Source organism: Secundilactobacillus sp. MJ173, assembly GCF_059704265.1.
Window position 1 is genome coordinate 50127 of record NZ_BAAKGN010000019.1, and the last position, 21006, is coordinate 71132.

Genomic DNA, 21006 nt, shown 5'->3' on the forward strand with positions numbered 1-21006 from the left:
CTAAACAAATAAAAACAGAAAGATTGCTAAATGGACACCATTTAACGGTCTTTCTGTTTTTGTGTAATTTTAATTTTAAATGACTGAGGCAGTGATGATTAATCTGATGCCACACGATAGTACTTCCGAAAACCCCAGTAGACCATTGCTCCCACAGCTGGAACTACCAGACCAAGGATCGAAGTCACCGGATCGTCAATGAAGTTATTTCCCAAAATAATTAAGAAAGCAATGGTGGCAATCATCACCGTCCAAGGATAGGCCCATACTTTATAAGGGCGCGGTGTATCTGGTTGACGCCGACGCATCATGGGTACCGCTAAAACTGATAAACAGTTGAAAATAGCACCAGAGAACACCACTAGTGAGGTTAACTCATCTAATTCACGGGTCATCACCAGCGCAATAGAAATCAGCATTTGAATGAATAAACTGAAATCTGGTGTCCGGTGCTTCGCATTAACGTGGGCAAATGACTTCCATAATAGATGATCTTTTGCAGCCGCGTAGTAGTACCGGGCAAAGGCTAAAATCATTCCGTTGAGCGAACTGATCATAGCCAACACCATAGCAATAGCGACAAGAATCGTCCCAAACTGGCCCAGAAAACTCTGTGCAACCGCAGTTCCCAAATAAAGCTGATTATGCTGAATCGACCGGCTAATTTGGCCGATTGGCAGTGCCCGGTAAATGGCCAGGTTGAACAAAACGTAAACGATTGTGGTAAAGCCGACGGACAGAATTAAGGCGCGTGGTAAATTACGTTGCGGATTCTTCATTTCCCCCGCTACAGTGTTTAAATTAGTCCAGCCTTCGTAAGCCCACAGTGAAGCAATCACTGCGAAAGCCATCATTTGGATAAAATCGACTGGACTGGTACTCCCATTACGCGGTGCCAACGATAGATTTGGCGTATAGTGTCCCCAAAATAATCCCAAAACAATGATCAAGATTAAGGGCAGCACTTTTAAAACGTTGAACACGTTTTGAACCCATTCACCGATATCCACCCCGAAATAGTTAACCAACGTGAAAATCACGATCAGTGCGATGGCCCAGACTTTAACCATTAAGCCATTCATGGGAATCAATGAATTGAGTGCCATTGGTAATGCGATTGCGATTGCGGCAATCGATCCTGGCCCACCAATCACCATACTTTGGAAGTTGAACATATAGCCCACTACTGGCGAATACGCGTCCGACAAGTAAACGTAAATTCCCCCGGTTGCCGGATTCATCGCCCCCAATTCCGCAAAGCACAAACTTCCTAGTAACGTGACTAATCCCCCAATCAGCCAGGCAAGTAAGGCCAGTCCCATGGACATGTGTGCCCGTTGCAGGACATAAGAACCAATGTAGAAAATACCAGAACCGATCATAATACCAATTAAAATATTGCTACCGCCGAATACACCGATGACCTTTTTGAGCTGAGGGGCTTCTTCTGCTTGCTTGTTTGGTTGTTCCATTTAACCCACTCCTTTCTACCGGCCATTTTAGCAAAAGGAATGGTTGTCGTCACTGGGGTTAAGTAAGCGCTTACTTTGATTGGTTGAATTTTCCTACACGCAAAAAAAGAAACCAACCGTAACTGAATTGGTTTCCGACATTAATTTTCTAACACTTTAACGCACGAACAACATCATTGATTAGCCAATGTCACGAACTGATGCATTTGATCAATCGAGGCACCTAACATCACAATCGCTCTCAATGGCATGTTAGCCAGCAATTCGCTATCGCTACCAGAAGCCACGTTATCTAACACGACATCCAGTCCGGACTGTTCCAACGCGGGCTTTAAGTCATCTCGACCAATCACTTCATTGAGATACGTATTTTCAGTAATTGCAGTTGACTTGTCAGTGCCCAGTTTCACGTCAATGATTTGACTCAAACGGATATCTCGTGATGAAGCCCCGACTTTAATACAATAGTGACCATTATCAACGCGCCAGCCAGCATTGGCCGTATCATACCAAGCAAAACTCCGCCGATTCAACGTCACAGTAACCAGCTGACTTTCTGCCGGTTTCAAAGCGACCTTCTTGAAGGCTTTCAGTTCCTGCACCGGCGTTTCCACTGAACTCGCTTGATTTTGAACGTAAACTTGAACCGTTTCTTTACCAGCCACGGCACCAGTATTGGTGACTTTCACAGTAACGTTGACCCGGTCATCCTCCGGCGTAATCTTTAAATCACTGTACTCAAAGGTCGTGTAACTTAATCCGTGACCAAATGGGAAATTCACCTGTTGATGTTTCAGATCATAGTATCGGTAACCCATAAAGATCCCCTCATGATAGTTTTCGGCCTCGGGACTAGCATTGAACGTTCCGAATGCCGGCGTATCTTCAATCTTTTCAGGGAAGGTCTCCGCTAATTTGCCGGAAGGATTAGCCTCACCCGTTAACACCGACCAAGTAGCTTCACCCACTGCTTCACCTGCAAGATACGTTTCCAAGATAGCTTGAACGTTATCTCGCCAAGGCATCGACACGGCGGAACCATTTTGCAACACCACGATAACGTGCTTGTTAACCTTAATGATTTGCTGAATCAGATCATTTTGATTCTCCGGTAAGGCCATTGACTCCTTATCAAATCCCTCTGACTCCAATTGTTCAGGGACTCCAGCAAAAATAACCACCTTATCAGCCTGCTTTGCCAGTGCTAGTGCCTGATCAGCCAGCTGAGTATTCGCTGCACTATCAGTTAACGTGTAGCCTTGCGCATATGTCACATCGTAGTCACTCTTCTGTGCAACTGATAACGGTGTGGTGAGTTTATAGGCGTTCACGTGTGAACTACCACCACCTTGATATCTCGGCTTTTCTGCAAGCTCGCCGATAACTGCAACGGCATCATTAGCGTTGAGTGGCAGCGCAGCCGTATCGTTCTTCAACAGTACCATGCTATCTTCAGCAGCCTGCTTGGCAAAAACGTGTTGTTGCGCTTTATCGTACTTATCAGCCTTTTTCGCGTTAATATGGAATTTTTCAACCATCCGCAATACCCGTAAGGCCGCTGTATCCAGCTTAGCTTCTTCCAATTCACCATCATGGACAGCTGCCACGATCCGGTTAACCGAATAATCACCGTTGCCAGGCATTTCCAAATCAAGTCCTGCCTTCAGCGCCGCAATATTGTCGGCAACAGCTCCCCAATCAGACATGACTAATCCTTCAAATCCCCACTCATTCCGCAAAATTTCAGTGAGTAAACGGTAATTCTGTGAGTTCAAGGTGCCATTGATCGAATTATACGAACACATTAAGGTAGCGGGTTGTGCCTGCTTGACGATCTTTTCAAACGCCGTCAAATAGATTTCACGCAGCGTCCGTTCATCCATATTAGAACTGGACGTAAACCGCTGATTTTCACGGTTATTAGCGGCAAAGTGCTTCACACTAACGCCAACACCCTCGCTTTGAACACCGTTAACATACGCGCTAGCAAGTTCACCGGCTAAATAAGGATCTTCCGAAAAATATTCAAAGTTCCGTCCAGCCAGTGGTGACCGCTTCATATTGACACCCGGTCCTAAAAGAACGCTTACATTTTCAGCACGTGCGGCCGTTCCTAGGTTCTTACCCAACTGATACAGCATCTCTACGTCAAACGAACTAGCGGTTAACGCGGAACTTGGAAAACAAACTGCTTCAACACTTTGGTTAAGCCCTAAAGCATCCGCGCTGCTAGCCTGCTTTCGTAAACCAGATGGGCCATCCGTCATCATCATTTTAGGTATTTGTTTATCCTTATTTTCAGCAGTAAACCAAAAGTTTTTACCACTGACTAACTCGGCTTTTTCTTGTACGGTTAATCCTTGAACAAACGTTAAATCAAATCTTGCTGACATATATCAATTCTCCTTTGAAGATTACTCTACTATAATCTATCTAATAATTAATAATAGAAGTATTTCAATCACGCTTCAATAGCGAATTGTTTTTTCGGACAACTAACCGCACATCGTGAAGGCAAAAAAACACCCCCAAAGTTAAATATGCCTTTGAGGGTATCATTGACCTGTACTTTCATTTAGGACTTACTTGTTTCAAATCAACACTATTCATCATGACGCTTCTTTTTACTGAATGCTAACAAGAAGGAACCGAACATGCCCAACATACTCAAACCAACCAATACCATCAACGGATGAGATGACTCATTTGTTTGTGGTAGTTTTTGAGCATTTTGTGTACGAGTAACCGTTTGCCGATTATCCGCGTGTAAACTGGCTTTTGCAACTGCAGTCGTTTCCTGAGCCTTTGACTTATCCACATCGGATTCAATAGTCGTTTGATTGCCTTGTTGTTTTGACGTTGTCGGCTCATTTGGCACCATCCCATGTTCTGTTTCAGTAGTTGACGTTGGTGTTTCCGGAGTGTTCTCTGGTGGTGTTGGCACTACTGTTTTGTCAGTCGTTGGCGTGTCTGGTGGCGTTGGTACGACGCCTGTGTTGTTGGTTGTAGTCGTGTACAGTGGCGTTGGAACAGCTGTTTTAGTGATTGGTGGCATCGATACTGCCTCTGGAACTGCTGCCTTGATGATCGCTGGCATCGATATCGCCTCTGGAACCGCCGCCTTGATGATTGCTGGCATCGATACGGCCTCTGGAACCGCCGTCTTGATGATTGCTGGCTTCGATATTGCCTCTGGAACTGCCGTCTTGATGATTGCTGGCTTCGATATTGCCTCTGGAACTGCCGTCTTGATGATTGCTGGCATCGATACGGCCTCTGGAACCGCCGTCTTGATGATTGCTGGCATCGATACGGCCTCTGGAACCGCCGTCTTGATGATTGCTGGCATCGATACGGCCTCTGGAACTGCCGTCTTGATGATTGCTGGCATCGATATTGCCTCTGGAACCGCCGTTTTAACTATGACTGGCTCTGCAGGAATCGCCTCAATGACATAAATATTCTTCGATTGATCGTTTTTTCCGAAGACTGAGGTGCTTGGTTGCTTTTGATCGCCTTTTAATTCTGCCACGGTTGCATAGTAAAAATTAGTTGGAAACGTCATTGTGGTTTCGTTAATAGTAATTGTATTGAGTGTATTGTTGATGGTGATTGGATCACCATTTTTACCTTCAATTTTAATGACTTCACTAGGTGAAATTGGCTGGCCGGTCATTGCATTAACGACTGTATAGGTGTTAACAATTTTCTGTTCAGGTACTTTTTGTGCCCAAACATAGGTCTGCGTCCCCTTATTAGATCCTGTGGCAGGATAATCCGCCATCACTGTGGCAGCATTCTCCTCAACCCCAGCTGGTGCATAATCACTGCCATCACCGACGATTTGCCAGTTATTATTGTAATTGACAGCCGTTGAACTGCCAGGAAGCGGTTTATTATTACCAGGTGCCTCAGCCAAGAAAGAATTCGTCAAAACCACATTTGGTCCAACCGTGAGCTTCCATAAATTAGGCGTATTATTAAACATTTCACCAGCATATGGAAATGGGTCACGGTCGCTTGGTTGCGTAACGGCATTTTTCATATTGAAGTTGGAAATATCGAGGATTGGAAGAGCTGTATCATCGCTAAACATGTCTGAAAAGTTGTTAACATGAATAGTGTCAAAGCTACTGAGGTCAAGTGACGTCAGCTTTCCGTCACCACGAAACATAAATCCCATAGTTGTCACGTTGCTAGTATCATAGTGACTGAGATTCAGTGTTTTCACCCCAGTTTTTTCAAACATACCATACATATCGGTTACTTTTGACGTATCAAAATTCTCAACAGCTTTAAGATTAGTTAAATTGGGGGTTTCCGCAAACATCCATTTCATAGAAGTGACGTTACTCGTGTCAAATTTATCACCAAAAGTAATCGAAGTTAAGTTTTCATCATCTTCAAACATTGATTTCATACTTGTAGCGGCGCTAGTGTCCAAACCGGTTAGATCAATCGTTTTAACATTTGGCATTTCACTAAATAAATACACTGCCCCTTTGCCACTCACAGTGACCGTTGCGTTTGGTGCAATTCTAACTGAGGTAATCGCTGAAGAGATTGCGGTAGGTTCGTTAACATCCGAACTCCAGAGTGTTCCTGACCCATCGATATCGCCACTGGAAATAGTCAACATACCATTCTCGATTGTCCAAGGAGCGGTGCCGCTTACGCCTGTGATGGGCGCTTCACTGGCATCCGTTAAAGTAATCACCTGAGCTTGCTCCGTCTTTTCATACTGAGCTTCTGCCTCTAACTTTGCGGCTGCAACGACATCATCTTTTGCATTACCCAAACTAGTGACTTGTACATGCTGACTTTTAGTTGAAGCATCAGCAGAGTCACTGTCGCCCTTTGGGTTAACAGCACGATCGTTAGTCTCTGTTTCGGTAGTCTGATTGGCAGTAGTCTCCTGGACGTCAGACTGGTTTGCAGATTGATCCGTTTCAGGTGTGATTTCACTGGTACTGACACCTTTTTCCACATTAGCCTTTGTTCCTGATACAAAATTAAGACTTGTTGCTGCATTAGAAGCAGTACCGGTGGAATTGTCAGTTTTGTTTTGCAACCCCACTTGAGCCGTCTCGCTTTGATTCGAACTAGCTGCTGTATCAGCTTGTGCTGTTAGCCCCACTCCCAGCATCGAAAAGCCAAAAACTGTGATGGCTGCACTAGTAATGAGCCACTGCTTGCCACATTTATATAGTTTCTTATGAACTGAAGTTTCCCCCGCGTCCCGCATTAATTTACTACTCGCCTTCTCAATTTTCGCCTTCATAAAAAGTAAACCCCCTTAATCATTTGTACCTGCCACACTCTTAATTCATTTACATTCTAACGTAATTCGGGGATGTACACCACTTAAAATTACAAAAATAGGTTATTTCTAACTCTTTAATCTAAAACCACGAATAATCGCCAAAAAAGCCTATTGAAAAATCAAATTAGATTTTTCGATAGGCCATATGCTTGTAAATACTTCATGTACTCATGACTGCACTCTGGTTACACTAAACTACGTAACTTATACGCTAACGATGGGAAAATCAAAATCATTTTTTCTTGCCAAACAGCCGGATCAACATCTAATGCGATAACTGGAATTAACGCGTTAATATCATCAACAGCAGTCTGACTCACTTCTGACGCACCAACAATCTTATTTTGCTGATCATATACTAATGAAAGATGGGCCTTATCGTCAGCTGTTCCCGTATAAAAGTAGTCCCCTTGGGCAATTTCAAGGTCTTTTACCGTCAAAGCAGGATCTTCACGTGCTTGGTCCATATTAACACCTGCTTCAGCAATTTGTGGGAATGTGAAAGCAACCGTCCCAATCACTGGATAATGAATGCCTTCAGATTGATGTCCACGCAAATAACGACTCAGATATTCACCTTCGAATTGAGCCGTCGAAGTTAAACCAGGCACTTCTTTCTTAATGACATCACCCATTGCATAGATATTAGAAGCAGAAGTTTGCAGATGCGTGTTGACAACGATACCCGTCTTATCAACTTTTACATCCGTATTCTCTAAATGCAGTGTATCAACATTTGGAACACGCCCACTGGCATTAATCACCTTGTCGAATTCTAAATGACGGCCATCATTTGTCGTAACTTGAAATTGAGCATCCTCGTGACGAATCTCTTGAACTTCAGTTTGATATTGAAAATCAACACCTAATGAGTCCTTCATTTCATCCATAACCATGTCAACGTGATGCTTATCAAAGGCCCGCAATGCTCGATCAGAACGTAAAAGAATGGTGACGTGGGCGCCAGCAACCGATAGCAGTGAGGCAATTTCCATCGCAATATATCCGCCACCGATGATGGCAACAGATTCCGGCAACTCTTCCATGTTAAAAACATCGTTGCTTGTCAGTAAATACTCGTTGCCAGGAATCTCTAGTGAACGTGGTTTAAGACCGGTAGCAATCACAAAATGATCACTAGTAATGAGCTTATCATTGACCTTAATCGTGTGGTTGTCAACGAAGCTTGCTGCCCCTTGAATCGTATCGTTGCCTTGTTGTTCAAACAACTGTCGTATGTTGTCAGGAACAGGCGCAAACACGTTTTTCTTTTCCTGAACTAACTGCGTCCAGTTTATCTTTGCAGGGTTAGCCATCCCTCTTCCAGTTAATTTTTGTGAAAGCAATGAAATTTTACTAGCGCCTTCAAAAAAGATTTTTGGTTCGCAACCAGCGTTAGGGCAAATGCCACCAAAATCGTTTGCTTCCACGACTAGAATTCGTTGTTTACTGCCTTGCATGCCTGGTAAAAAGCGAAAGACTGATGGCCCACTACCGATAACCACATAATTATAATCATTCATATTAATGTTCTCCTGCTAAAAGTATTTTTGAGTTTGTTAGTGACGTATTCCTCGCTGTTTATCAGCGGACATTACTTATTCGCGCATTCATTTTCAACCCCAGAATAGGACTAATATTTAACTGGAAGCGTCAAGTTGATATCTATTCAATAACTTAATTGAATAGTTGAATACTATCACATACTTTTAGTAAGTGCAAATTTCGAACAAAAAAGGTCCGGTTGTGACTGTGTCATAAGTCTATATTGGCAAGTATTCCAATCAATTTTGAGTCATAAATAGTGATCACTGTACTTCGGCTCTATACGTCAACATAGCCTAATTACGTGACAAAACTCAGATTCCGGTCATTTAACGTAAATAATGCCTACTCCGCAAAAATCGCGGAATAGGCATTATTCACATTAAATTCTGGAATCTACCGAGTTTTGTCACAGCTTCTCCCAGAACCCGCTAATCTTCAATTTGATTCATATGTTGCCAATCTAAAACACTTCTATTCAGGCTATAAGCATCAAAACCCGCACGATTCAAAATTTGAGCTGCTGAATTAGCATTCACACACAAACGCCCCCGACAGTAGACGATGATTCGTTGATCCTTTGGCAGACAACTCAAGGAATCAGGTAATTGATCTAGGGGAATATTAACCGCACCCTCAACATGGTTTTCAGAGAATTCATCCTGAGGGCGAACATCCAGCAGAAAAGTCTCCTTTTGCATTCTTTGAGCTTCTGTTAAGGATACCGTTTTAACATCTGGAATATGATCGGCCTGTTGCTCGATGTGTTGCATCTCAGACATTGAATTTTCACCAATATTAATCAGTAATCGAATCAAGTCACTTATTTGTGAAGAAGCTAACCGATAGATAATGCGATTACCCAGTCTGGTTGTTTTAACTAAATGACTGTCTTTTAAAACTTGAAGGTGGCGCGATGTATTAGCAATACTCATCCCGGTTTCTTTAGAGATCTCTTCAACCGACTTCGAAGCCTGCGTCAGCAAATCCAGAATTTCTAAACGCCGATTACTGGCGATGCCTCGACTTAGTTGCGCTAATGAATTGTATAATTCGTCTTTATAGTTAACTGATGGATTTTCCAACGAACGGGCCTCCCATTTTAGCAGTAATCTTGTGAACTACTAGAATAGAATAGCATACTTAATTCGATAAGGGCTAAATATCGCATCCGTTAACGTTTATTTCTAGGTTCTATTAACCAAAAAAGCGGCTAATTTTCCAATACAGAAAACCAGTCGCTAATGCATCTATTACAGTTCTATCGGAGCCGTCGCAAATTTCTCTTCCAATGCATTGACATCGTCTAGCCCAATGAAGTGATTAAATTGTGGGAAAGTAACCATCTTATCAATTTGACGTTCCGTTGTACCAAGTTCAACCATGTCACGTAGTAGTTTTTCGGTTGAATACGTTGTTGTATATACCAGCACATTAGGATGAATAGCAATGGTGAAGCCCATTTCATGAATTTCTTCATTTGAAAGCAGTGGCGTTTTACCATTTTCAATCATGTTAGCCATCACTGGTACGTCAGGGAAACTATCGGCTACTTTTTGCAAATCATCCTTGGTCTTTGGTGCTTCAACAAAGACCAAATCCGCACCAGCTTCATGATAATGACGTGAGCGGTCAATTGCACTCTGTAACCCCGTCACTGCATAAGCATCCGTTCGTGACATAATGAGAAAATCATCATGTTGTCGTGCATTAACAGCCGCTTGAATCTTGCTGACCATGGCTTCTTCAGAAATAATCGTCTTGCCATCCATGTGGCCGCAACGTTTTGGCCAAGTCTGATCTTCAATAAAGAGCCCAGCAGCACCCATATTTTCGTAAACGTGAACGAGACGTTCGATATTTTGCTCATCACCGTAACCCGTATCAGCATCAATGAAAACGGGAATATTTACGGCATTAATAATCTCCCGTGCGCTATCGCTCATCAAACCAAAATCTGCAATCCCACGATCTGGCTGTGCTAAGCGATCAGCTGAAGTTGCGTAGCCTGCCTGAAAAATGGCCTTAAAACCTGTTTTCTCAGCAATCTTCGCACTCAACGCATTGGGAGCAACAACCATGTTAACTAAATCACCACTAAAACACATATCTTTGAAAGCTTTACGCATTCTCGCTGCCTTATTCATAATTTATACCTCCGCCTTTGCCAAAAATTGCTGTGTTGCTTGTTCCTCGGCCGATTGTCTAGCAGTCGACAGTACGCCGGTGTAAAACAGTGCACTAAACCCGCGATTAGCTAAATCTTCATTTGAAGCAAAATGGTCTCTAACAGTATTAACGACTAAACCGAACGATGCGGTATCTGTCAAATCAGCCACTGCTGAATACTGATCTTGAGTAACATGACCCACGAGTACAAAATCAGCTAAATGATTCTCCTGTATGTATTGAATTCGTTTGCGTAAACCATCAGTTTGGTAATCTTGTACGCCATCTAACTCAGCAAACAACATTGTTTTCTCGTTATCAAAAGCAGCTTTGGCAGCTTTTAACTTGGCAACAAAATCACTAAATTCGATCATCGTGACTTCATTTTGGGCTGTATGAGCTGGAAAAATTTGGTCATTTAAAACAATGCCCGCTGCACCTGAACGTTCCAAATCTTGAACCACATAGTAGGTGGTTAACTGATTACCAAAACCAGATTGCGCGTCAACAATGACTGGAAAATTGCCATGTTCTTTCACATGTCTTAACTCAGCCGATAACTCTGAAGGTGAAATTAATCCTTCGTTCGTTGCGCCAAGTTGAGCCCGTACCACGTCGTAACCATTGAAGTATGCCGCATTAAAACCATTTTTCTCTACTGTATTGGTTGATTGGGCATCCATCGTCCCAATTACGGTGGTTACTGATTTTTGATTAAATACCTCTTTTAATGTCATTTAATAATGTGCCTCCCAAATTAATTTATATGTATTGCACGGCTTTAACCGTGTAATTCTGATGCCAGAAACGTCAATGTCAATTACAATCATTCAACCAATCACGCTTGATGAATAATTGATTAAAATGATAATCGCAATTTAATAAACAAGAAAGGTCACTCTTTTACCTTTAACGGGTAAAAAAATGACCTAGAGTGAGAATTGTTGTAGATGAAGCCAATCCTGCTTCGTGATTGGAGTATTAATAACGATAACGGGCTTTGCAGTTTGAGTCGTTTTAATCGCAAAATTAGTGATTATGAGATCATACGGTTCATCGTCACCAACCAAAACAACGTTGGATTTCCCATTAAGATGGTCGTGCACCTGTTTAAACAACCATTCACGATAGCTGGGTGTAGCATCAATCGCCAATCGAACCCTTAAAGTTGGGTTCAAGACCGTCGTATCAAAGTACGTCAAAACCACCGTGACATATTGAGCTGACAGATACGTTAAGTTGTTAAACACTGGATTCCCTGTTGCTTTTAAATTCAATAATAAATGGGTCACTGCTTTAATGACCCATGGCCGTTCAGTAACCAGTTCATCTGCGATACTGGCGCGGTCTAAGAGCAAACCGCCCACCGTAAAAATCATCGTATAAGTATGTAAAACATTCAACGAACTGGTTAATTTCAATTTTTCAGTCTCATTATTAAGAGAGCCAAATTGCTTCTGGAGTTCATCAAGAGCTAAAACACTCCCGTCATTAATGGCGCCAGTCGTCACCAATGCTTCTGGTTTCAGGCAATGGGTAAAAAAGAGCAGACAATAATCAAAAAAAGTATTTTCATCTGGATACTGATTATCAAAAATACCCGGTAAATCAGCTATTTCCTTATGATTGAAAGTAGCCTGCGTTACGACTGCTGGCAGTTTTACAAAAGCATTTACTTGTTGCCGTTGCTGACAAATCACAAACCAATAACTCAGTTGCTGTTGCGTAATATTGTCCAGATTTATTCCAATTTTATCCGCCCACTGATTAATTTGTTGAACAACCGTCTGTTGATCCACATGTTCAAACGGCCATTCAAATCGGGAATAAGTTTCCCAGTAAACTCGATAGTAGCACAACCGAATCATGGCTTCTGGGCCGACCAAGATATTCGTTGCGGGCGAATACCGCAGGCCATACATAGCAAGGTGTTCTTGCATTTTTCTCACGTGCCGTTTGGCGGTTGAGAGGCTACTAAAATATTTTTCCGAAAAATCTCCAAGTGAATCAGCAGTACGATCAAAGGTTGAGCGGATCAGTTTAGTCATTAATGATTCCTTCGTTAAAAAAGACAGGATACGATCTAGGTTCACTGCAGCACTGCGCTGTAGTTCAATCCCATCAACATTGACAAGCAACGATAAATCAGTTGACTTAAAATTATTTTTAATCAATTCCTCTAACTCGTCTAGATGAGTTGTTACGGTGTGACGATCAACGCCTAAATCATGCGCGATACTAAGAATTCGATTACTGCCAGGATGATTATCCAGATACCGAATCAATTTAACATTGATTGTATCCCGAACCATGAATGGTTGCATTTTTAAGTCTCCTTATATGATAAAACGATTAAATTATCCTTGTAATTATTAAAATAAGCTTATATACTGTATCTTGTCAATTACAAAACTTATGCTTCATTATTGGTCTCAATTTCAATACGAAATTAACATCATTCATATTTATGACATAATAATTCAACCAGTCACGCAAACTATTTCTATTTTGGAGGAATTATCATGTCTGATAACATAGCTTCTGCAATCGCTGTACCGCAAGATGATACAGCTGCAACACTGATACATAGTATGAATACGGTTCAAGCGACAAAAACTTTTCGACGAATCTTCAGGCTTTCAGCTATTGGTCTGTTTTTAGATGCCATGGACATTTATCTAGCCAGTGGTACCTTAGGTAATTTTACATCCAGTGGTTTTTCAACTTCTGTGCAAAATTCAATCTTCTTATCTGCCGGATTCCTTGGCCTATTTTTAGGCTCTATATTTGCTGGTGTTATTGGTGATTCAAAAGGTAGAATGAAAGCTTTTCAATGGAACTTACTTCTTTTTGGACTTGCCACTTTTATTGGTGCGTTCTCCCCTAATATGATCTTTTTGATCATTACTCGTTTTATTGCTGAAATTGGTCTCGGTGCCGAAATGGTCACCAGCTTTTCAATCATCAACGAGTTTGCACCAATTGCATCGCGGGGTAAATGGTGTACGTTAGCATCTTGCCTTGCAAATATTGGCGCGCCAGTCGCAATGTTGCTATGTCTATTCATTATTCCACACTTTTCTTGGCGTGGCATGTTTTTCATCAGCGGCGCCTTGGCAATGGTCTTCAGTTACTTCAGACACGATTTGCCTGAATCTCCTCGCTGGGACATTCAGCATCAAAAATACGATGAAGCAGCCGAAACCATCAATATGCTTTTCTCAGAAATGAAGGCCGAAAAAAAACAGCCGCTTGAATATCACAGTGCCAAAAAGAACAATAACGGCACAGATCAACACTTGGCCCGCAATACTTTCGTTGCTATTAGTCTGGCAATGGCTGCGATGGTTTGTCAGTATACCTTCACTTCCTGGGTACCTACCCTGTTAGTTAGTCAAGGTGTAACAGCAACCAACTCTCTCGTTTACACAACCATCATGATGGTTGGCGCTCCAATTGGCGCTTTTATTGGCTCAGTACTTGTTGAACGAATCGGGCGCAGGCTCAACATTATCCTCGCCTTCAGCATGGTCGTCGTTTTGGGTATTATTTACGGACACTTAACAAATGGAACAGCCGTGATCGTCACTGGTTTCTTGTTAACCATCTGCTTCTACATTTTGAATGCTACCATTATCGGTGTATACATTACTGAATTGTTTTCTACCAAATATCGTTTCAGAGGTGCTGGTACCGCAAACGGTTTAGCTAAACTTGCCAACTTCGGTATGCCCTACGTCGTCGTTACTTTACTGCAGGTTGCTGATGCCAGCGCCGTTATCTATCTCATCGCCGGGGTTGCGGCTGTTGCGGCTGTGATTGCTGCAGTATTCGGTCCAGAAACAACGGGTAAGCGAATTAACTAGTTACTCATTTGAAAATTGAACTTTAAAACCCAGATTAATGATATAATCTATAAACACGTACCTCCAAAGTTATTTCCCGCTTTGGGGGTATTTTTGTGCCATCCTAGAACTGTCCGATGATCGTTGCAACGCAAATAAAAATGACTGCAATCGCAATGATAAACATAACCGTCCCAGTAATACAACCACTTAAACAGCCTGCACAACTTTCAGCATCTTCACTTAATTTGAGCATGGTTTTCCCCTCTCAGAAACGTATTTTTAGTTGGATTTACATATCAGTTTTTCTTTTGAACAGTTTGTAAGAAGAATATTTATCATTATACCTCTTAGGAATTATACGCCAACAATTGTCTATGATTTAACTATTCAGATAATTAAAAAAGAGGACAAGTTTTTACTTGCCCTCTCATTTAAACTTTCTGTACCACTAAACATTAAAACTATTCAATCGTCTCACAAACCGATTCCTCGATTGCTGCTTGGCTCAGCTCCTGACCAATACCAGGACGGTCAGGAATCACAAAATCACCGTTATCGACTTCATCTGGGTACTTGCCGATCCATTGGTTTCCGGCTTTTAATGAAATTTCGTGGTGTTCATGAATTAATGCATTGGGTAAAACAGCTTCCACTTGTAACGCAGCGGCCGTTGCTATCGGTGTGCCGCAAACGTGTAATTGACAGGCAATTTCATATGTTGCTGCCATGTCACAGATTTTCTTAGCCTCCGAAATACCCCCACAAATGGCAACGTCTGGTTGAATCACATCCAAACTGCGAGCATCCAAGTAAGGCTGAAAGCCAAAGCGGGTGACGATTCGCTCACCGCTTGCTTGTGGAATTGCAGTCTTCTCTTTAATTTTCGTTGCTAATCCCGGATTCATCGGTGAAAAGGCTTCTTCCATATAATAGATGTTGAGCGGTGCCACTTTCTGGACAAATTGAATCGCGGTGTTAACGTCCAAGCCTGCGTGACACTCTAAAATAATATCAACGTCTGGACCAACGGCATCCCGAATTGCTTTGATGCGATCATAATTGAGCTGTAGATCAGCCTGACTCATCATACCTAGCAACCGTCGACCAAGGTGTCCCTGACGATCCACCATGAACGGATCAACTTTCACAGCCGTGTAGCCCTGATCAATCGCCCTTTTAGCTGTTTCCGCATACTCCTCTGGTTGAATGAGATACCGGGTCTCACCTTCCCAGCCAAACTGTAGTTGACTGGCATAAGACCGAATTCGTGTTCGAGTTGCACCACCAAGCAGTTCATAAACCGGAACGTTTAGTGACTTGCCCTTAATATCCCAAAGTGCGATATCTAACGCACTAACGGCTGCGTAAAAAGTTGCACCGCCACTCTTTCCCCAAAAGGTGCCTTGGTAAAATTGTTGCCAAATGGCTTCAATTCGCGTTGGGTCTTGACCAATCAATCGTTTACCGAGGTCCTTCAAACTCCCAATGGTCGCCTCAAATCCGCTACCATAGAAAATCCCAGCTTCGCCAAAACCGCTAATGCCTGCATCCGTATTAATGCGTACCACGATTGGGTGCCAGACCCCATATTGTCGATTCCACTTCACACGAAAAATATCAATTGATGTTATTTTCACGTTTCTTCACACTTTCCTGTTACTTCGTCTTATACATATACTTATAGTTCCACTGAGCACCAGTAGAATTATGGGTGATTCCGTGAAGCGTTGACCGCTTGAGATAGTAGTTATAGTCTTGGTAGAGTGGTGTTAAGGCTTGCTGATCTGCAAGGAGCTTCTCGGCCTGTAACTGCTTATTCCAACGAGCCGCTGTTGAAAGATTACCGGTCGTTGAATCATTAACTAACTTATCGTAGGTTGCATTATGCCACTTAGCGTAATTTTGTGGGTTATTACTCAGTAGTGGTGCTAAGAACTCAATTGGGTCAGAAATGTCGGCCCCACGACCACCCAAGTATGCGTCAAATTGTCCTTTCAAGCTCCGTTGATAAACAATCTGCTGTGGCACACTTTGAATACTAATTGTCAGTCCAGGTAGATACTTTTGGGCGTTAGCTTGAATATATTCAGCCAATTGTTTCGAACTATCACCTGTTGATGCCGTTAAGGTAAACTTCAACGACTTCTGACCAATCTGCTTTAACCCTTTTTGCCAGTACTGCTTAGCTAGTGTCGGGTTGTAAGCGGCACTTTGACCACCATCTTGTAATGTCGCAAAATCGGTCCCCTTTTCGTTATAGGCGAGGTACTTTGTAACCACACCGGTTGGTTTAACGGCCGCACCGTTCATCAAAACATTAACAATTTGCTTTCGATCTAACGTCAACGAAATTGCTTTGCGGATGTTTACGTTTCTGAAAGCTTTACGCAACGTCTGATTAGTCGGTTCTTGATTAAAGAATAAATAATTCATATAGGAGTATGGGCCCTTAAATAACTGCTTACTATTCTTAAAGTTTGATACCTGATCACCCGTAAGAATGGTAAAATCAAGTTTCTTGGATTGATAAAGATTCAGACTAGTTTGGGGGTCTTCCTCATAATGCATATTAATTTTATGCATCTTAACGACTTTCTTATCCCAATAATTAGTATTTTTAACAAATGTCCACGTATTACTCTGTGGCTTCCAATTTGTCATCTTATATGGGCCAGAATAAACCATTTTTTCTGGTGACATGCCATAAGATGAACCGTACTTCTTCACAATTTTTTCATCCTGTGGCGCAAAAGCCTGATAAGTCATTAATTTATTGAAGTAGGCAATTGGGTGGGTCAATTTGACCGTTAACGTGTGCTTGTCAGTCGCCGTCACCCCCAGTTTGCTTACCGGTAACTTGCCAGCGTTTACCGCTGAAGCGTTCACAATTCCGTTAAATAGATACACATGCATGGACTTGGTTGCTGGTGCTAAGGATCGTTGCCACGAATACACGAAACTCTGCGCCGTAATCGGATCACCATTACTAAATTTAGCGTCCTTACGTAACTTAAAAGTATACGTCTTACCATCTTTCGACACGGTCGACTTAGTTGCTAAATCTGGCACAATTTTGTGATCCTTATTCATGTAGAAAAGGCTATCATACATGTTCCCAGCCTGATCAAACCCTTGTGTCTTGGAAATATCCAGCGTCGTGATAACATAGTTAGCTGACAAATCAGCCGTTCGGTCTAGTTTCGGCTTCGGCGTGGCCGAATTTGAACCACACGCTGCTAGTAGCACACTCAACGAGGTAATTCCAAATAAACCAATGGTAGCTTTCAAACGAAATGACTTAGTTGACATCAAAAAACCTCCCAAATAATCTAATAATGGCATACCCTTATTTTTCACAAGCCTAAAAATATGCCTAACCAATATCAATTATTACCACTTTTTTGTAAGCGTTTCAATTGTTTGAACTGGTTATTTCACTTGTGAAATCATAATAATTAACAAATAATATATATAATATTTTCATATAATAAGCAGTTATTTAAAAAAATATTCCCATTATTAATCATTCAAATTATCAGCAAAAAAAACCACTCACCGTAATTGTTCGCTTACGATGAGCAGTTGTTTCAACTACCCGATATTCGATTCCATTTTTAAAATTGATGATGCCTGAAATCCTCAATCATTTGCCACGTTAAGCTAAGTTCATCATCATGGGGAAGCTTATCACGATCAAACCACTGGGCTTTAGAAAGTTCATCCGTTTCGAGTTCAATCGGTACATCCTGATCCAGCTCCGCCGTGAAGCCCATTAACAACGAATGAGAAAATCCCCAAGGCTGACTAGCATAGTACCTGATATTATGGACAGAAAGGCCGACTTCTTCTGAAACTTCCCGCCTAATGGTGTCCTCAAGTGTTTCTCCTATTTCGACATAGCCGGAAAGTAACACGTATCTCTCCTGACCCGTTCGAAATTTAGTCAGCAAAATTTTATTGCCGTTAGTGATTGCTAAGATAATACCTGGCAAAATTTCAGGGTAGATTTTTTGTCCACAGGATTCGCACACTAATGCCCGTTCCACTTTGTCTTGAACTAGTGGTTGCCCACAAACACCGCAAAATTTGTGTGCTTTATACCACCAACCGAGGTGTGCTGCGGTTACGATTGCAAAGCTCAGCCATTGCGGCTGCAATCCTCTTAACGTCTGCACTGATTCAAAATGATAGTCGTTGCTTTCATTCACAGGCCTCGAAGACCGCCTAATGAGAAAGAACGAGACATCGTCCACGGATAGGAGATAAGTGTAATCATCGCGATCAAAGTGCCACTCTTTATCAGCAAACTCAACCGTTGGTAATTGCTTCGACTTTGATAAAAGCACTTTCTTGGCAGAATAGATGACAACAAAGTCATCCCTTTTAGGCATTCGTTCAGGATGATACTGGTTATCCATAACCTTTGGCGCGATGTCTTGTAACATTATGAACACAGTCCCTTCAAATAAATTTAAACGTTAGCAATTTTAAGAGATTAATCATCATTTTTAACGCATAATATGTTGTCCTAATTATATCACTGAACTAATGAAAAAATTAGGCAAAAAAACAGATAGCAAGAATCTTCTGCTATCTGTTTTTGAATTAAAAGACTGATGTCACGGACTCATTTAAACCAAATTGCCACTTACTTAACCGGCGCCGTGATTTCCTCCAACTTATAAATTGCGCTCTTAACGGCATCAGTATCAATATCCAACGGAATCAGATGCATTGTTGTTTCAGGATCGGCGGAAACAGCCGCAATCTTGGTAATCCCTGCATCGTCAATATCACCCAGGCCTAAATCTTCGAGGTTAGTCGGGATGTTGAGTTCATGATAAAACGGTAGCAAATCCCGAATATCATCGTAATGGTGTTCAATGGCCAATTGGACCAAAATCCCATAACCCACTTTAATACCATGCAATAAGCGAACCGTCTCAGGAAACAGCGTTAAGGCATCATGAACAGAGTGAGCACCCGTGGAGCGTGCATAATCACCGCCCCAGCCACCGACAGTACCAGCCGTAACAATAATGGTTTCCATCACTTTTCGCCACGTGTGAGTTAATCGACCCGCCTGCATGTCCTTAACCGCCTGAACAGAGTTATTGAGTAAGATGTCCTTGCAATTAATGGCCATTTGTCGTGAAATACTCAGCGCAGTCGTGTATTCATCGTCGTCTAATGCTTCAAACATGAGCTCCGATTCATAAAACTTGGCCAGTGTATCCGCGATTCCCGCCACATAATAATTAACTGGTGAATTCAAAATAACTTTTGGATTAATCAGTAACAAATGAGCGGTTTCCTTATAAATTTTATGGTCGAGGTGTTCCCCATTTGCTTTGTAGTGGACACTTACTGAAGACCAGGGTGCACAGTTACTGGCTAGCGTTGGGATCAATACCAGATACAAATGTGTGCCAGTGGTCACCGCCTTGGCCGTATCTAAAACCTTACCCCCACCAAGTCCAATCACCATTTGAACCTGATGCTCTCTCGCAATGGCTGCTACACGATGAATTTCTTCGTAGGAACACTCGCCATTAAAGAAAACATCCGTTACCTCAACGTGATCACCAAAGTTAGGCAAATAGGGCTTGGCTGCTCTTAGTGACTTGGTACCGTGTAAAAACAATACTTTAGTAACCTTTAAATCAGAAATAAATGATGGTAGCTGGTCATACGCATCAACATCTGAAATGTACCTTTGCGGACCGCTTTGTGAAAACATAATCTATCCTTCCTCTCGTCTGCATTAGTTGTTCGTCTTGAATGCAGGTGTATACATGTGATTAAACTTAGCCTTGTAAATTTGAGTCACTGATTTAGTCTGATAAGCCTTTACGATCTTCTTATAAGTGGCATTATTCTTATCACTTGAACGAACGGCAATGACGTTGATCCATGGCTTGTTTGCAGGATTGGAATAACTAAATGATTCCTTGTAAATGGCATCGTTGATTGGATCTTTTTTAGCAACTTTAACGAAGTTACTATTAGTGATTCCGGCTGCAACGTCAGGTAATAGATTCATGATTTTAGCAGGATCTTGTTGAACAATTTTCAGCTTCAACTTATTTTCAGTAATATCACTGGTTGATGGCGTATCACCAGCCTTAGGGTCAAGCTTGATCAAGCCAGCCTGTTCCAAAACCTTGAGTGCCCGGCCGGCATTGGTCACGTTATTAGGAATTGAAATCTTGTCACCCTGTTTCAAATCTTTAATGGACTTGATCTTATCAGAGAAAATGTTCATTGGTGTCAAATACGTCTGTGCAATCACAGAAAACTTGTAATGCTTAGTTTTCTCTTCGTTCTCGAGGAAGGCTCGGTTTTGAAAGGCAACCAGATCGAGTTCCTTGTTGTTCATGGCTTGGTTGGCTAGAATGCCATCCGTAAATGGTACTAGCTTAACGCGAATATGTTCTGATTTTAGATTTTTGTTGACTTGAGCCCAAATCGAATTGTCAGTGGTGCCAACCACACCAATCTTAACCGTCTTGGTAGCAGCCGCATTACTGCTCTTGCCACAGCCACTTAATACCCCAGCAACTGAAACAAACGCCAACAACAAACTAAAAATTAAAATAAGCTTCTTACTAATCAATCTCTTCATGTCATTTTCCCCTTTTAAAAGTCA

15 protein-coding genes are annotated in these 21006 nt (G+C 42.0%); 1 reads left to right on the forward strand and 14 read right to left on the reverse strand.

All coding sequences use genetic code 11. The annotated features are described in order from the left end of the window. Positions 1–98: 98 nt before the first annotated feature. The 8 genes from AC6H04_RS02575 to AC6H04_RS02610 all read right to left on the reverse strand — a co-directional run bounded on the left by AC6H04_RS02575 (position 99) and on the right by AC6H04_RS02610 (position 12833). Entirely contained in the window at positions 99–1472 is a 1374-nt protein-coding gene (locus AC6H04_RS02575; RefSeq protein WP_497570217.1) for an APC family permease, read from the reverse strand. 173 nt (positions 1473–1645) lie between these two features. Next, on the reverse strand, positions 1646–3865 hold the full coding sequence (locus AC6H04_RS02580; RefSeq protein ID WP_497570218.1) for a glycoside hydrolase family 3 C-terminal domain-containing protein: 2220 nt from the start codon (positions 3863–3865) through the stop codon (positions 1646–1648). Positions 3866–4074: 209 nt separating this feature from the next. Beyond that, positions 4075–6753, reverse strand: a complete 2679-nt coding sequence (locus AC6H04_RS02585; RefSeq protein WP_497570219.1) for a BspA family leucine-rich repeat surface protein — start codon at positions 6751–6753, stop codon at positions 4075–4077. Between the two features lie 227 nt (positions 6754–6980). Further along, positions 6981–8318 carry a dihydrolipoyl dehydrogenase family protein gene (locus AC6H04_RS02590; RefSeq protein ID WP_497570220.1) on the reverse strand — a complete coding sequence of 446 codons (1338 nt, stop codon included), beginning with the start codon at positions 8316–8318 and terminating at the stop codon, positions 6981–6983. Positions 8319–8771: 453 nt separating this feature from the next. Next, positions 8772–9425: an ArsR/SmtB family transcription factor gene (locus AC6H04_RS02595; protein ID WP_497570221.1), complete on the reverse strand. Its 654-nt coding sequence runs from the start codon at positions 9423–9425 to the stop codon at positions 8772–8774. A 168-nt stretch (positions 9426–9593) separates the two neighbouring features. Continuing rightward, positions 9594–10487, reverse strand: coding sequence for an isocitrate lyase/PEP mutase family protein (locus AC6H04_RS02600; RefSeq protein WP_098826078.1), 894 nt, complete (start codon positions 10485–10487; stop codon positions 9594–9596). Between the two features lie 3 nt (positions 10488–10490). Then, positions 10491–11246, reverse strand: coding sequence for an isocitrate lyase/phosphoenolpyruvate mutase family protein (locus AC6H04_RS02605; RefSeq protein ID WP_497570222.1), 756 nt, complete (start codon positions 11244–11246; stop codon positions 10491–10493). Between the two features lie 192 nt (positions 11247–11438). After that, positions 11439–12833 carry an AcpB/EbpR/MafR family transcriptional regulator gene (locus AC6H04_RS02610; RefSeq protein ID WP_497570223.1) on the reverse strand — a complete coding sequence of 465 codons (1395 nt, stop codon included), beginning with the start codon at positions 12831–12833 and terminating at the stop codon, positions 11439–11441. A gap of 198 nt (positions 12834–13031) precedes the next feature. Here AC6H04_RS02610 and AC6H04_RS02615 point away from each other — a divergent pair, with 198 nt between their 5' ends. After that, the gene (locus AC6H04_RS02615) at positions 13032–14375 is read left to right on the forward strand and encodes an MFS transporter (RefSeq protein WP_497570224.1); all 1344 of its coding nucleotides are present in this window, start codon (positions 13032–13034) and stop codon (positions 14373–14375) included. 103 nt (positions 14376–14478) lie between these two features. Here AC6H04_RS02615 and AC6H04_RS02620 read toward each other — a convergent pair whose 3' ends face one another. From AC6H04_RS02620 to AC6H04_RS02645, 6 genes are all read right to left on the reverse strand, one after another. Then, entirely contained in the window at positions 14479–14610 is a 132-nt protein-coding gene (locus tag AC6H04_RS02620) for a hypothetical protein (RefSeq protein ID WP_497570225.1), read from the reverse strand. Positions 14611–14818: 208 nt separating this feature from the next. After that, positions 14819–15994, reverse strand: coding sequence for a mandelate racemase/muconate lactonizing enzyme family protein (locus AC6H04_RS02625; protein ID WP_497570226.1), 1176 nt, complete (start codon positions 15992–15994; stop codon positions 14819–14821). A 19-nt stretch (positions 15995–16013) separates the two neighbouring features. Beyond that, positions 16014–17666, reverse strand: coding sequence for a peptide ABC transporter substrate-binding protein (locus AC6H04_RS02630; RefSeq protein WP_497570227.1), 1653 nt, complete (start codon positions 17664–17666; stop codon positions 16014–16016). A 305-nt stretch (positions 17667–17971) separates the two neighbouring features. Next, on the reverse strand, positions 17972–18802 hold the full coding sequence (gene nudC / locus AC6H04_RS02635) for an NAD(+) diphosphatase (RefSeq protein ID WP_497570228.1): 831 nt from the start codon (positions 18800–18802) through the stop codon (positions 17972–17974). A gap of 203 nt (positions 18803–19005) precedes the next feature. Beyond that, positions 19006–20097: an iron-containing alcohol dehydrogenase family protein gene (locus AC6H04_RS02640; RefSeq protein ID WP_497570229.1), complete on the reverse strand. Its 1092-nt coding sequence runs from the start codon at positions 20095–20097 to the stop codon at positions 19006–19008. A gap of 24 nt (positions 20098–20121) precedes the next feature. After that, positions 20122–20982, reverse strand: a complete 861-nt coding sequence (locus tag AC6H04_RS02645; RefSeq protein WP_497570230.1) for a MetQ/NlpA family ABC transporter substrate-binding protein — start codon at positions 20980–20982, stop codon at positions 20122–20124. Positions 20983–21006 lie beyond the last annotated feature (24 nt).